Here is a 12,177-nt window from a genome sequence, read left to right as displayed (position 1 = left end):
GACGGGCAACGTTCAGAGCACGCTCTGCAACAGCAGGCCGGCGGCCATGGACAGCCCCAGCAGGCTGCCCTGGCGCGCGGTATCGGTGAGCACGGCGTTGAAGCCCGGCCCGGACGCGGCGCGGAAACGCCCGGCCAGACGCAGCAGCGCCGGGGCGCACAGCAGGCCGAGCAGCGCGCCGGGATGGCCGGCGAGCGCCAGCACGCCGAGCAGCGGCAGCGGCAGCAGCACCAGCAGCCCATAGGCGCGCAGGCAGCCGACGCGGCCCAGCAGCGCGGCCAGCGTGCGCCGCCCGCTCAGCAGATCGGTATCGAGATCACGGTAATTGTTCACCAGCAGCACGGCGGCGGCTGGCGCGCCGGCCGCCAGCCCCGCCACCACCGCGGCGGCCGAGAGCGCCTGGGCCTGCAACCAGTGGCTGCCGCACACCGCCAACACGCCGAAGAACACCAGCACGAAGCATTCGCCCAGCGGCGTGTGCGAGATCGGCCGGGGCCCGCCCGAATAGGCCCAGCCGGCCAGCAGCGAGGCGATGCCGATGGCGAGGATGAACGGGCCGCCCACCGCCACCAGATAGCCGCCCAGCGCCAGCGCGGCGGCGAACGACAGCCACGCGCCGCGCTTGACCGCCGTGGCGCTCGCCAGCCCGGCCGCGGTGACCCGCAGCGGCCCCACGCGGCGCGGCCCGTCGGTGCCGCGCTCGAAATCGGCCGCGTCGTTGTAGAGGTTGGTGCCGATCTGGATCAGCACCGCGCTGCCCAGCGCGGCCAGCAGCACCAGCCAGTCGAGCGCCGCGCCGTCGGCCACGGCGAGCGCCGTGCCCACCATCACCGGGGCCACCGCGATGCCCAGCGTGCGCGGGCGGATGGCGGCCCACCAGACGCGCGGCGCGGCATGGCGCTGCGGCGAGGAGCGGCTCAGGGGGAACGTCTGGCGTAGTGTATGCATGCGATTCCGAAGGAGAGGTTTTCCCAGCACACCGACTCGAAGCCCGCCGCCGAGAGGGTCGCGGCCAGGGTCGGTTGGTCGGGAAAGCGCCGGATGGATTCGACGAGGTAGTCGTAGGCCCCCGGGTTGCGCGCCACCAGGGCGCCCAGGCGCGGGATGACCAGACGCGAGTATAGGTCGTAGAACGGCGCCAGCCACCAGGCCGGGCGGGAGAATTCCAGGCACACGAAGCGCCCGCCGGGCTTCAGCACGCGGTGGATTTCGGCGAGCGCCGCGCCGATCTCGGTGGCGTTGCGCAGGCCGAAGGAGATGGTCAGCAGGTCCACGCTGGCGCTGGCGAAGGGCATGCGCTCGGCCTCGCCCGCGCTCCACGCGGCGGGCACGCCGCGCCGCCGGCCCACGGCCATCATTCCCCACGACGGATCGCAGACGATCACCGTGCGCCCTTCCGCGCACAGCAGCCTGGCCAGGTCGCCGGTGCCGCCGGCCAGGTCCACCACCACCCCGCCCTGCCCGGCGCAGCGCCGCGCCAGGGTGCGCTTCCACAGGCGGTGGATGCCGAAGCTCATCAGGTCGTTCATCAGGTCGTAGCGCGGCGCGACGGCCTCGAACAGCGCGCGGATGCGCCGGCGGCGCTCCTCGGGCGACACCGCGAAGCGGCCGAAGCGGGCCGAATCCGGGGTCTCGGCGGTCACTCCAGCAGGCTCCCGGCGACCGCCTCGAAGTCCGCCTTGTGGAACAGCCCCAGCTTGCGCAGGACGATTTCGCCGTGGCGGTCGATGACCAGGGTGAACGGCATGCCGGAGCCCGTATTGCCCAGCGTCTGCATCAGCCAGATGGCCTTGCTGCGCCCCAGCCCCACCGGGTATTTCACCCCGTAGGCGGCGAGGAATTCGCGCACCGCCGCCGGGTCGTCCTCCACCGCGATGCCCAGCACGGTCAGCCCGCGTTCGGCATACTCGGCCTGCAAGGCGGCCAGTTCCGGCAGTTCGGTGCGGCACGGCACGCACCAGCGCGCCCAGAAGTTGACCACCAGCGGCTTGCCCCGGTAGTCGGCCAGCGCCATTTCGCCGCCGTCCGTGCCCACCAGCGTGGCGGCGAACAGCGAATCCACGCCGGCCGCGCCCGCGTTCGGGGCGAAGGCCACGGCGCAGCACAGCAGCACCCTTCCCATGAAGCGTTTCACAGCAGGTCCCCCCGGCGGAAAAGCCAGTAGCCGCACAGCGCCGCGCCCATGCCCAGCGCGGCCGGATAGGCCAGCGCGAAGAACTGGAAGCCCGCCGTGCCGAACAGGTCGAGAATCACGTAGGCGGCCGGGCCGAGCACCACCAACTGCGGGTCGAACATCGCCAGCGCGGCGGTGCGGAACACCTGCAGCGGGTTGGCCAGGGCGATGGTGACCGCCAGTTCGGGGTCGATGCGGCCCTGGATCATCACCCCGAGCAGGATCAGGTCGAGGAACAGCAGCAGCGCCAGCCACACCAGGAAGGCCGCGCCCTGGGCCATGTCGGTGGTGCGCGCGAGCGCGGAGATGAACATGCCCAGGCCGAGGAAGCACAGCGCCATGGCCGCGAGCAGCGCGGTGTAATAGGCGAACATGCTCCAGGGAATCTCGATGCCGTCCACGTGCCCCCAGATCACCGCGCCCAGCATGGCGAGGAACACCGGGGCGAACACCACCACGTAGCGGCCGAGGATCTTGCCCCAGAACCAGGCGCCCAGCGACACCGGCAGGGCCAGCAGGTATTCGAACACCCCCGCCTCGCGGTCGCCGGCCACCGAGCGCACGGTGGTGATGAGCACGAAGATGGGCAGGATCGCCATGGTGAGCTGGATGTAGGTGACCAGCAGGCGCGACAGCCCGATGAAGCCCAGTACGCGCGATTCGGTGAGCCCGAAGACGAACAGCAGCGCGACGATGCCGCCGAACACCAGGGTGTAGATCTGGAACCAGCGCGCGCGCAGCGATTCGACGATGTCCAGCCGGGCGGTGAGGAACAATTGCTTCATTCACTTCCCCTTTGCCAGCGTGCGCCGGCGCATTTCTTCGAAACCGATGGCCTGTTCCTCTACCGCCGCCAGCGCGGCGAAGTTGTAGCCCATCGGCGAGCTGCGTTCCACGTACTGGGCCTGGCGCGGGTCCAGCCAGCGCATGGCCTCGCGGCTGGGGCTGGTGAAGTCGGCCACCCACAGGCGGGTGGCGGCCTCGCCCATCCATGGATGGGCCTGCGCCTTTTCCTGCATCCAGAACAGCAGGCAGCCGAGGTCGTCGAACTTGAACGCGGTGCCGGCCGCGCCGCCGCGCAGCTGGGCGGCGAAGCGGCGGTCGGAGATCACCATGTTGCAGCGCGCGCAGGTGTCGCGGTCCCAGCGGATCGGCGCCATGCCCTCGGGCCAGTCGCCGTCCTTGCCGCAGCCGGCGAGCAGGCCGGCGAGCGGGCCGAGCAGCAGCGGCGCGGCGCCGGCGCGCAGGAGGAAGTCGCGGCGCGGCGGGCGGAAGGCGTCACCGTGGCATGTTGTATGGGCATCGCACATGGTCAGGACTCCATCAGCGAAAGATCGCTCACCAGGCCGGTGTAGCGCGAGAGGATGCCGAGGAAGCGCAGGCGGTCCGCGCCGGCGATGCTGCCCCGCCAGACCAGTTGCCCGGCGTCGGCGGCGAAGTTCCAGCCGTCCAGCGCCTTGGCGAAGGCCGGCTCGAAGCGCTTCAGCGCGATCCGGCAGACCAGTCTGCTGGTCAGCGCAACGTCCTCGGCCACCTTGTCGTCGAGCACCACGCGGCCGGTGTCCATCTCCACCACGCGGTTGACCAGCGCGGACACCTCGTCCAGGCGGTGGCTGGAGATGATCATGGTGGCGTCCGCCAGGCGCTCGGCGAGCAGGTCGAAGAAGATCTTGCGCGCCTCGGGGTCGAGGTTGGCCGCCGGCTCGTCCATGATGAGCAGGCGCGCGTCGCGGCCCAGGGCAATGGCGATCAGCAGCTTCTGCTTCATGCCCCCGGACAGGCGCACGAACGGACGCGCGCGGATCGCCGCCACGTCCAGCCCGAGGCGGCCGGCGACCGCAGCGATGCGCGCCGGGTCGGTGCCGCACAGGGCGGCGGAGAATTCGATCAGCGGCCCCACCGGCATGCGCAGCGGCGGCGGCAGCTGCGGCACGAAGCCGATCTGGCCGAGCACCGCGGTGCGCTGCCGGCGCGGGTCGAGGCCGTCGATGCGCACCCGGCCCTCGCAGGCGTATTCGCCCAGCAGGCAGCGGATCAGGGTGGTCTTGCCGGCGCCGTTGGAGCCGATCAGCGCGACGCGCTCGCCCAGGCCGACGGCGAGGTCGATGCCGTTGAGCACCGGCGCGCGGCGGAAGGTCTTGGTGAGGTTTTCGAGCAGGATCATGGCAATACGGTCCAGGTCAGAGCAGTTGCGACAGCCCTTTGACTTCATAGCGCAGCGCGCCGGTGGGACAGGCATCCACGCACAGGCCGCAGCGCGTGCAGTCCGGGCCCAGGCCCATGCTGGCCTCGCTGGCGCGCCCCTTGATGGTGACGTCCAGCACGTGGGGCACCAGGCACACCTTGCGGCAGTCGCCCTCGTGGAAGCAGTGTTCGACGCGGTAGCTCACCCGCAGCGGCGAGATGGCGCCCACCACCCCGTAGGTCAGGCCGATCGGGCAGATGTAGCGGCACCAGGCGCGGCGCGACCAGAACACCTCGAAGAGCAGCAGCAGGAACACCCAGCCCAGCGCCAGCCCCGGCCCGTAGATCAGCGCGCGCGACAGGATGCCGGTGGGCGACAGGGTCTCGAAGATGGTGTAGCCGGTCACGAAGGACATTACCGCGAACAGCGCCCAGAACACCGTGCGCGTGCCGCGATGGAATTCGTGGTCGGTGACCCACTTGCGTTTGACCAGCGCCAGGTGGATTTTCTCGGTGAGTTCCGCGACCAGATGGTAGGGGCACACCCAGGAGCAGAACGTGCGCCCGCCCAGCATCACCCACAGCAGGAACACGGTGAAGGTGCCGATGAACAGGTTCACGATGATGTGCTTGTGGGCCAGCATCACGTGCAGCGCGGAGTTCAGGTCCACCATGTGGAAGCCGACGAAGCGCGAGGCGGTCAGCGCGCCTTCGAGGATCTGGATGTCCAGCCAGAAGGACACGACGAACAACAGGTTCACCGCCAGCAGCACCGCCCAGCGCCGGTTGCGCCAGACGTGGCTGGGGTGGTGGTGGGCGCGCGCGTGCAGCTTCTCCTTGATGTAGCGCTCCTTGTCCTCGTACTTGACGATCATGATGCGGCGCACGTCCTCGGAAACCTTTTCCGGCTTCTTCGGTTCGGCGCCCAGCATGCCCAGGAAGAGATCGGCGAAACGGCCCATGGCTCAGCCCTCCTTCCACACGGCCTGCGCATCGACCACGATGGCGGCGGGTTCGGCCGGACAGACCATCTCGCACACCCCGCAGCCCACGCACTGCTCGCCCACCACCGGGCGGAAACGGGCGACGCCGTCCGCGCCGGTGAAGGATTCCATGGCGATGGCGTTTTCGATCGGGCATTCGGTGACGCACAGGTCGCACAGCTCGCGTTCGTAGGGGTGGTCGCGCAGCGCGATGGGCTGCCAGCGGTCCACCTCCACGTAGCGCATGCGCCCCTTGAAGGCCGGCCCGCGCGCCTGCCCGGAGAACCCCCTGCCCTGTACCGCCAGACAGGCTTCCGGGCGCGCCAGGCGCGCCAGGCCGAAGCGTTCCTTGAGGTTGAGGGTGGGTTCCGGGTCTTGCGCCTTGGCCTTCAGCACCGGCGCCTGGGCGAGCGCGGCGCCGTGGCGCACCGGCAGGAAGTCCGGCTTGGTGTAGGTGAGCGCGCCGGTGGGACAGGCGAGGATGCACTGCACCGCGTCGCAGGAGAAATCACAGGCCTGTTCGCGGGCGTCGATGTAGGGCACGCCGATGCCGAAGCCATCGGTCAGGTCGCCGAGGCGGATCGCGCTCACCGGGCAGACCTGCACGCACTGGCCGCACTTGATGCAGGAGGCGAGGAAATCCGCCTCGTCGAGCGCGCCCGGCGGGCGCAGGCGCGGCGCGCGCGCGTCGAGCACGGGGATGTAGCCGAGCAGCGAAAGGCCGATCACGCCGGCGGTCAGCCCCGCCGAGCGGATGAACTTGCGGCGCGCCTTGCGCGCCTTTTCGAGGGATACGGGCGGCCGCTTCGGGGCGGCCTTGTCGTTGGTATCAGGAGCGCTCACAGCAAACTCTCCCGTTGGGGTTTGACGAAGCGCGGCCTGGCGTCGCGCAGGATGAGGTCGGGGGTGGAGAACGGCGCCAGGCGCTCCAGGAAATCCAGCAGCTCCAGCACCGGCGCGCTGCGGAAGAAGCGCGCCACGGGGAATTCCATCCAGATCTGGTCGGCGTAGGCGCGGATTTCGTGGGGCTGGTCGCCGTAGCCGTCGTGGTCGCGGTCGAAGCCCTGGTAGTCGTCCCAGTAGTTGCCTTCCCAGAAGTTCTTTTCCGGGTTGTCGCTGCGCCCGCCGTAGCTCACCTGGGTGAGGTTGCCCTCGAAGACGTTGTCGCGCAGGTTGTTGCCGCCGGTCTCCGAGTTGAACTGCACGGCGATGCCGTTGTAGGCGAAGCGGTTGCCGCGCAGTTCGATGGTGGTGTCCGGCTCGAAGGGCGACAGGTCGGAGCCCACGCCGATGGCGCAGTAGATGATCTCGTTGTTCTCGATCACCGTGCCGGAAGCCTCCTTGAAGCCGACCCCCATGCCGGTGGCGCCGGTGGCGTGCGAGATGAGGTTGCCGCGCGCCGCGCCGCCCTGGGTGTACATGAAGTACACGCCCACCGCGTTGTCTTGGAAGCGGTTGTTTTCCACCAGGTTGTCGTGGGCGAACATGAAGTGGATGGAATAGCGGCTGCGCCGCCCGAGGTTGTCGCGGAACACGTTGCGGTGCGAATACCAGGCCACCATGTCGCGCGAATCGATCACCTCGTTGCCTTCGATCAGGTTGTCGTGGCTGTACCACAGGCGCAGGCCGTCGCCGCGCACGCCCAGTTCCAGGTCCTTGGAGCGCACGCGGTTGCCGCGCACCACGCTGTGGTTGGACTGCTTGAGATCGATGCCGAACAGGCAGTCGTCGATCTCCAGGTTCTCGATCACGTTGTGGTGGCCGCGCACGTCCAGGCAGGAATCGTCGGTGTCGTGGGAGTCGCCCGAGCCGGTCAGGTGCAGGCCGCGCAGCACGGCGCCGTCGGCGTTGAGCACCATCACCGTGCCCTTGCCGCCGGCGTCGATGCTCACCTGGCCGCCGCCGTCGATGGTCAGCGGCTTGTCGATGGTCACCGGGCCGGCGTAGGCGCCGGGCGGCGGGCGCAGCACCGCGCCCGGCGCCGCGGCATCGACGAGATCCTGGAAGGGCTTCAGGCCGTAGATGCGCGGGTCGCGCTCGATCAGCATGTAGATCGGTTTGGGGCGGTCGATGGTGACCCGCGGCGCGGTGCTGAAATCGGCGTTGGCGCCCGGTGCCTCCGCTTCGGCGCCGGCCTGCGCGCAGGCCAGCACCAGCGCGGCGGCCAGCCCGGTGCGCAGACGCTTTGGCAGGCCAGGCACGCTCTACTCCATCTCCGCGTGCTCGCGCAGTTGCTTGCGGCGGATCAGCAGCGCCAGCATCAGGCAGACGAAGATCAGCATGAGCAGCGCGTAGCCCCAGTACGGATAGGAGTAGGTGGAAAACTGCGCCACCTTGCCCTCGCCGAACACCGTGGGCATGAAGGGTTTCACCGTGAACGCGCCCCAGGGGTGCAGGTTGTGGCCGAAGAACCACAGCCAGCCCGAGTAGGTGACCAGGAAGAACAGCGGCAGCAGCGCCGGCACTAGGGCCAGCAGCAGCTGGAAGCTGCGCAGCCGCACGACGCCCGCGATCACCCCGCCCATCACCGCGATCAGCGCGACGATGACGATCTGCGAGATCAGCCGCACGTTGTTGCCCCAGCCCTGGATGCGCTCGGGCTCCTTGAAGAAGGTGCCGGCCTCCTTGACGTAGTGCTGCACGTGGGCCTCCAGCCGGCCCAGCGCGAACTGGTCGCCGATCATCCATACCGCCACGGCGGCGAAGCCGGTGGCCAGCACGATCAGCCGGGCGCGTTTGCGCGGCACCGCGAAGGCCACGATCATGGTGGCGAAGAAGCCGAAGAAGAACTTCGCCAGCGGTTTTTCCACCGGCGCGCCGGTGTCGATGGGGAACATGCCGACGTAGTGGTTGATGGTGTTCATCTCATGTACGCAGTCCAGCCCCTCGGCGCCGTGGTCCACGTTCTTCTGCGCGTCCAGGATGGGGTTCCAGCGTTCATCCTCGTGGGAGAGGTCCTTCTGGATGATCTCGTCGGCCATGCGCGTGCCCTTGCCCGCCGCCTTGCAGCCGTTGTACACGCCGTCGAAGTGGAAATGGATGCGGATGCCGTCGGGGAAGGCATCCTCGGGATAGTTGGGCGCGGTGAGCGACACCCACCAGATCGGCGAAAAGTAGGCGGCGACCAGGGCGACCAGGGCGATCATGGCCAGCCCGCCGACGATTCTGTTCTGCTTGTCCATCTGCTTCTCTCTCGGAAATGGGACGTGACGGCCTTGCTGCTGTCCGGCGCCACGCCCGCCCGCAACGCGGACGGGGCACCGATTCTTCTATGCGAAGCAGGTTACTTGGCGGCCTTGGGCTCGCACATCGCACCCGGCATCTTCAGGCTCGCCTGGTAGGCTGAAATGGCCACCAGCTGTTCGTCGGTGTAGGGCTTGATGACCTTCACCATGTCCGGGTTGGCGTTGCGCCGGTGGCCGTCGCGGATCTCGGTCATCTGGCGCAGCAGGTACTTGTAGTGCTGGCCGGCGATCACCGGGTAGAACTGCTCCTTGTCGCCCTCGCCGTTCTTGCCGTGGCACTCCAGGCATTGCTTTTCGTAGAGTTCCTTGCCCTTGGCGACCTGGATGGCCGCGTCGGGCCCTTCGTACTTGCCGTGGTCCACCGGAATGCACAGGTTCTCGATGTAGGCCGAGACGTCGGCGAGTTCCTGCGGATCGACCAGCGTGACCGCGAACGGGTACATGGTCGGGTTGTCGCGCAGGCCGGCGCGGATGTCGGCCATCTGCTTGATCAGCACGGTGGTGTGCTGGCCGGCGAGCTGCGGGAAGGTGCCGTCCGGCCGCCCCGCGCCGGAGGGCAGGTGACAGGCGCCGCACACTTCATAGGCTTCTTCGCCGGCGACCTTGTCGCCCTTGAGCTTGAGCGCCTCCATCTTTTCGCCTTCCTGGGCGTTCCAGGTGTAGTCCTGGCTTTCGATGCCCTCCTTCTTCGGCGCGGGCGGCGCGGCCATTGCGACGCTGGCACCCAGCAGGGCGATCAACAGAACGGATGCTTTCATTTCGGTTTCCTCTCTTTATGGGTGGTGTGCGGCGCGCCGGGGCCGGAACGGTTCACCTCAGGCTTTCCAGGTAGACGGCCAGCGCCTTGATCTCTTCGTCATCGACGAGGTGCATGACGCCCTGCATGGCCACGGCCTGCCCGTTGTTGCGCGCACCGCTCTTGATGTCCTTCATCTGCTGCTCGGCGTAGGCCGCGTTCTGTCCGGCGATGCGCGGATAGCTCGGCAGCAGCGGCTTGTCGCCCTTGGGGCCGTGACAGGCCACACAGGTCTTCTCGACGTACAGCTTGGCGCCATCGGGCGCGGCGACGGCCGCCGAGCAGACGAGCAGCGGGCCGAGCGCGAGGATGAGTTGTCGTTTCATGGGTTTCCTTGTCCGTGTGGGGTGGAACCGGCGGGGTCCCGAAGGCCCCGCCGGCGGGCATCAGCCGATCACTGGATCTTCTTGGCCCCGTTCTGTTCGAGGTAGGTCTTGGCGCGGATGCCGATGTCGGCCGCCTTCACCTGGTACTGCCAGACCTGCTCGGCCCACAGATTGGCCTGCTCCCAGTCCTGCTTGGCCGCGGCGGCCTCGTGGCGGGACTTGGCGTCGGCCGCCTTGCCGAGCTGGTCGGTGGCGTCCTCGACCATGTTCACCACGTCGGGGAAGTCCTTGTAGTTGGTGCTGGTGATGAAGGCCACCACCGAGTCGATCACCGCCTGGGTATCGACCACCTTCTTCAAGGTCGTCTGGTAGTCGCTTTCGGTGTAGGCCGCCTTGGCGATTTCCTTCGTGGTGGCCTTCCAGCCCTTCGGCTTGACCAGCAGGTAGCCCTGCATCTCCAGGTGCAGCGCGGAGCAGAACTCGGTGCAGTAGTACGGATAGACGCCTTCCTTGTCCGCCTTGAACTTCACCGACACGCTCTTGCCCGGCTCGATGGAGGCATGCACGTTGTAGGTCGATACCGCGAAGCCGTGGGTCTCGTCCTGCGCGCGTTCCAGGTTGGTCAGGTTGATCGTCACCTCGTCGCCGACCTCGACCTCGATGGTCTCGGGGGTGATGTGCGAGCGGATCAGCGTGCCGTACACCGTCACCTTGTTGCCGTCGCGCTCGATGCGCTCCTCGCCGGCGCGCACCTTGCCCGGATGCGGCTCGTCGGTGCGGCTGTTGGTGCCGACCTTGTAGCGCACGCCCGGCTTCAGCTTGGACGCCTCGATGGCCACCACGTAGTGCGGCTCGCCGAGCGGCAACGGCATGTCGTACAGCAGTTGCATCTTGTCGTTGCTGATGTCGATGAGCTGGTGGTTCTGCGGATGCAGCGGCCCCACAGGGTTGAAGCGGTCGATGGACAGCTTGTTGAGCGCCACCAGGTAGCGGCCCTTGGGATCGACCGAATCGCCTTCCATGGTCATCAGGTGGCCGATGTTGTAGTGCACGGAGATCTTGTCGAGCACCTTGCCTTCGCAGAAGTCCCACTTGGCGACCTGGGAGTCCACGTACAGCGAGGTGTAGGCCACGCACTGCTTGGCATCGAACTGGGTGTGCAGCGGCCCGAGGCCGAGCGGCACCTGGGTGTGCAGCGCGTCCTTCATGCCGATCACCGGGATGCCGTACGGGTCCTTCGATTCGAACTTGCCGGCCTTGATGGCGGCCTGGATCTTGTCGAAGGAATACACCGAGACGTGGGTGTCGAGCTTGCCCGCGACGATGATGAACTTGCCGTCGGGGGTCACGTCGACGCCGTGGGGCGACTTGGGCTCGGGGATCAGGAAGAGGATGCCTTCCTTCACCGCGGTTTCCATCATCAGCACGTCGTGGCCGTTGATCTTCTTCGCCTTGCCCTGGGCGACCAGTTCGGCGGCCTTCTTCCAGTTGACCACGTGCAGGTAGTCGGTGTCCTTGGCCGAGCAGCCGGCCTCATACGGCGGACGACCCTTCTCGATGCCGCCCACGTAGCGTTCGGAACAGAAGGAGTTGGTGAACGACCAGCCGTCCGACGGCCCCTTGCCGGCGTCCGACAGATCCTGCGAGTACGGCGGCAGTTCGAGCGAGAAGGACTTCGACGGGTCGAGGCGCCCGGCCTTGCGGTCGAACTTCCAGTAGGTCACCCCGCCGCGATACTTCTCGTTGAACTCTTCCAGCGGATAGAACTTCTGGTTTTCCAGCGGCGTGGCGTACTGCGCGGCCTCGATGACGTAGTCGGTGTCCGGGGTGACGAAGGCGCCGCCGTGCTCCGACTTGTAGATCGGGTTGACCACGATCTGCTTGGTCTCGAAGTCGCGCAGGTCGACCACCGCCAGGCGCGGGTTGGCCTTGTCGTTGATGAACAGGAACTGGCCGTCGTACTGCCCCTGGGTCTCGGAAATCGCCGGGTGGTGAGTATCGCCCCAGGTGATTTCCTTGCCGTCGATCCAGCCCTGGCGGAGGACCGCCTTGGATTCCTCGTCGTAGCCGTAGCCCTGCCAGGGCTCGGGCGTGAACACCCCGATGTACTTGAGAATGCGCATCGAGGGGATGCCGTACACCAGAATCTGCCCCGACTGGCCGCCGGAACTGAAGGCGAGGAATTCATCGCGCTTGCCGGTGGGCGTGTAGGTCTTGGCCGCCGCCATCAGATCCTGCTGGCTGAGCCCTCGCCGTTTCATGACGTCCTGCAGGGACTCGGCGGACCACGCCGCCCCCGCCCCGATTCCTGTCGCCAGCAACACTGCCGTTGCCTTGACTGCCAGGCTTTTCATTGTTCGTTCTCCCCAAGAGAAAGAAGAAGGTGCTTCTTTTCCCGATCACCGCGCGGTCGCAACATTACTTATGCGGTAATCTCGGACGAATTCTGCGCCGCGGGTCGGAACGCCAA

The 12,177-nt window shown here is 67.8% G+C and carries 13 protein-coding genes; all 13 read right to left on the bottom strand.

What is annotated here, in order from left to right:
- Window positions 1–12: 12 nt before the first annotated feature.
- Window positions 13–948, bottom strand: a complete 936-nt coding sequence (menA, locus tag E6C76_RS02955) for a 1,4-dihydroxy-2-naphthoate octaprenyltransferase (RefSeq protein ID WP_136346757.1) — start codon at window positions 946–948, stop codon at window positions 13–15.
- Window positions 918–1,643 carry a class I SAM-dependent methyltransferase gene (locus tag E6C76_RS02950; RefSeq protein ID WP_136346756.1) on the bottom strand — a complete coding sequence of 242 codons (726 nt, stop codon included), beginning with the start codon at window positions 1,641–1,643 and terminating at the stop codon, window positions 918–920. Before E6C76_RS02950 ends, menA begins: the two co-directional genes overlap by 31 nt.
- Complete coding sequence (locus tag E6C76_RS02945; protein ID WP_136346755.1) at window positions 1,640–2,122, bottom strand: TlpA family protein disulfide reductase; 483 nt, start codon at window positions 2,120–2,122, stop codon at window positions 1,640–1,642. The genes E6C76_RS02950 and E6C76_RS02945 overlap by 4 nt, the downstream gene beginning before the upstream one ends.
- 8 nt (window positions 2,123–2,130) lie before the next feature.
- Window positions 2,131–2,958 carry an ABC transporter permease gene (locus E6C76_RS02940; protein WP_136346754.1) on the bottom strand — a complete coding sequence of 276 codons (828 nt, stop codon included), beginning with the start codon at window positions 2,956–2,958 and terminating at the stop codon, window positions 2,131–2,133.
- The gene (locus E6C76_RS02935) at window positions 2,959–3,483 is read right to left on the bottom strand and encodes a hypothetical protein (protein ID WP_136346753.1); all 525 of its coding nucleotides are present in this window, start codon (window positions 3,481–3,483) and stop codon (window positions 2,959–2,961) included.
- Between the two features lie 2 nt (window positions 3,484–3,485).
- Window positions 3,486–4,337 (bottom strand): ABC transporter ATP-binding protein, encoded by an 852-nt coding sequence (locus tag E6C76_RS02930; RefSeq protein ID WP_136346752.1) that lies wholly within the window; start codon window positions 4,335–4,337, stop codon window positions 3,486–3,488.
- A 16-nt stretch (window positions 4,338–4,353) separates the two neighbouring features.
- On the bottom strand, window positions 4,354–5,319 hold the full coding sequence (locus E6C76_RS02925; RefSeq protein ID WP_136346751.1) for a NapH/MauN family ferredoxin-type protein: 966 nt from the start codon (window positions 5,317–5,319) through the stop codon (window positions 4,354–4,356).
- Window positions 5,320–5,322: 3 nt separating this feature from the next.
- Window positions 5,323–6,183 carry a 4Fe-4S dicluster domain-containing protein gene (locus tag E6C76_RS02920; protein ID WP_136346750.1) on the bottom strand — a complete coding sequence of 287 codons (861 nt, stop codon included), beginning with the start codon at window positions 6,181–6,183 and terminating at the stop codon, window positions 5,323–5,325.
- The gene (gene nosD / locus E6C76_RS02915) at window positions 6,180–7,541 is read right to left on the bottom strand and encodes a nitrous oxide reductase family maturation protein NosD (protein WP_230976142.1); all 1,362 of its coding nucleotides are present in this window, start codon (window positions 7,539–7,541) and stop codon (window positions 6,180–6,182) included. Before nosD ends, E6C76_RS02920 begins: the two co-directional genes overlap by 4 nt.
- Window positions 7,542–7,544: 3 nt before the next feature.
- A complete protein-coding gene (locus E6C76_RS02910) occupies window positions 7,545–8,522 on the bottom strand; it encodes a hypothetical protein (RefSeq protein WP_136346749.1) in 978 nt (325 codons plus the stop codon).
- Between the two features lie 101 nt (window positions 8,523–8,623).
- Window positions 8,624–9,343 (bottom strand): c-type cytochrome, encoded by a 720-nt coding sequence (locus E6C76_RS02905; RefSeq protein WP_136346748.1) that lies wholly within the window; start codon window positions 9,341–9,343, stop codon window positions 8,624–8,626.
- A gap of 52 nt (window positions 9,344–9,395) precedes the next feature.
- Window positions 9,396–9,707, bottom strand: a complete 312-nt coding sequence (locus tag E6C76_RS02900) for a c-type cytochrome (RefSeq protein ID WP_136346747.1) — start codon at window positions 9,705–9,707, stop codon at window positions 9,396–9,398.
- A 68-nt stretch (window positions 9,708–9,775) separates the two neighbouring features.
- Window positions 9,776–12,061 (bottom strand): Sec-dependent nitrous-oxide reductase, encoded by a 2,286-nt coding sequence (gene nosZ / locus E6C76_RS02895; RefSeq protein WP_136346746.1) that lies wholly within the window; start codon window positions 12,059–12,061, stop codon window positions 9,776–9,778.
- Between the last annotated feature and the right edge of the window lie 116 nt (window positions 12,062–12,177).

The sequence above is a fragment of the Pseudothauera nasutitermitis genome, from assembly GCF_004801295.1.
In the GTDB taxonomy this organism is placed as follows: domain Bacteria; phylum Pseudomonadota; class Gammaproteobacteria; order Burkholderiales; family Rhodocyclaceae; genus Pseudothauera; species Pseudothauera nasutitermitis.
Note: the sequence above shows the minus strand (reverse complement) of the source record. Positions and strands in the feature narration are given on the sequence as shown.

Excerpts from the sequence above, each read along its gene's own strand:
- E6C76_RS02900 (WP_136346747.1), bottom strand. The coding sequence starts at position 9,707 with ATGAAACGACAACTCATCCTCGCGCTCGGCCCGCTGCTCGTCTGCTCG.
- E6C76_RS02945 (WP_136346755.1), bottom strand. The coding sequence starts at position 2,122 with ATGGGAAGGGTGCTGCTGTGCTGCGCCGTGGCCTTCGCCCCGAACGCG.
- menA (WP_136346757.1), bottom strand. The coding sequence starts at position 948 with ATGCATACACTACGCCAGACGTTCCCCCTGAGCCGCTCCTCGCCGCAG.
- E6C76_RS02935 (WP_136346753.1), bottom strand. The coding sequence starts at position 3,483 with ATGTGCGATGCCCATACAACATGCCACGGTGACGCCTTCCGCCCGCCG.
- E6C76_RS02905 (WP_136346748.1), bottom strand. The coding sequence starts at position 9,343 with ATGAAAGCATCCGTTCTGTTGATCGCCCTGCTGGGTGCCAGCGTCGCA.
- nosZ (WP_136346746.1), bottom strand. The coding sequence starts at position 12,061 with ATGAAAAGCCTGGCAGTCAAGGCAACGGCAGTGTTGCTGGCGACAGGA.
- E6C76_RS02930 (WP_136346752.1), bottom strand. The coding sequence starts at position 4,337 with ATGATCCTGCTCGAAAACCTCACCAAGACCTTCCGCCGCGCGCCGGTG.
- E6C76_RS02925 (WP_136346751.1), bottom strand. The coding sequence starts at position 5,319 with ATGGGCCGTTTCGCCGATCTCTTCCTGGGCATGCTGGGCGCCGAACCG.
- E6C76_RS02940 (WP_136346754.1), bottom strand. The coding sequence starts at position 2,958 with ATGAAGCAATTGTTCCTCACCGCCCGGCTGGACATCGTCGAATCGCTG.
- E6C76_RS02910 (WP_136346749.1), bottom strand. The coding sequence starts at position 8,522 with ATGGACAAGCAGAACAGAATCGTCGGCGGGCTGGCCATGATCGCCCTG.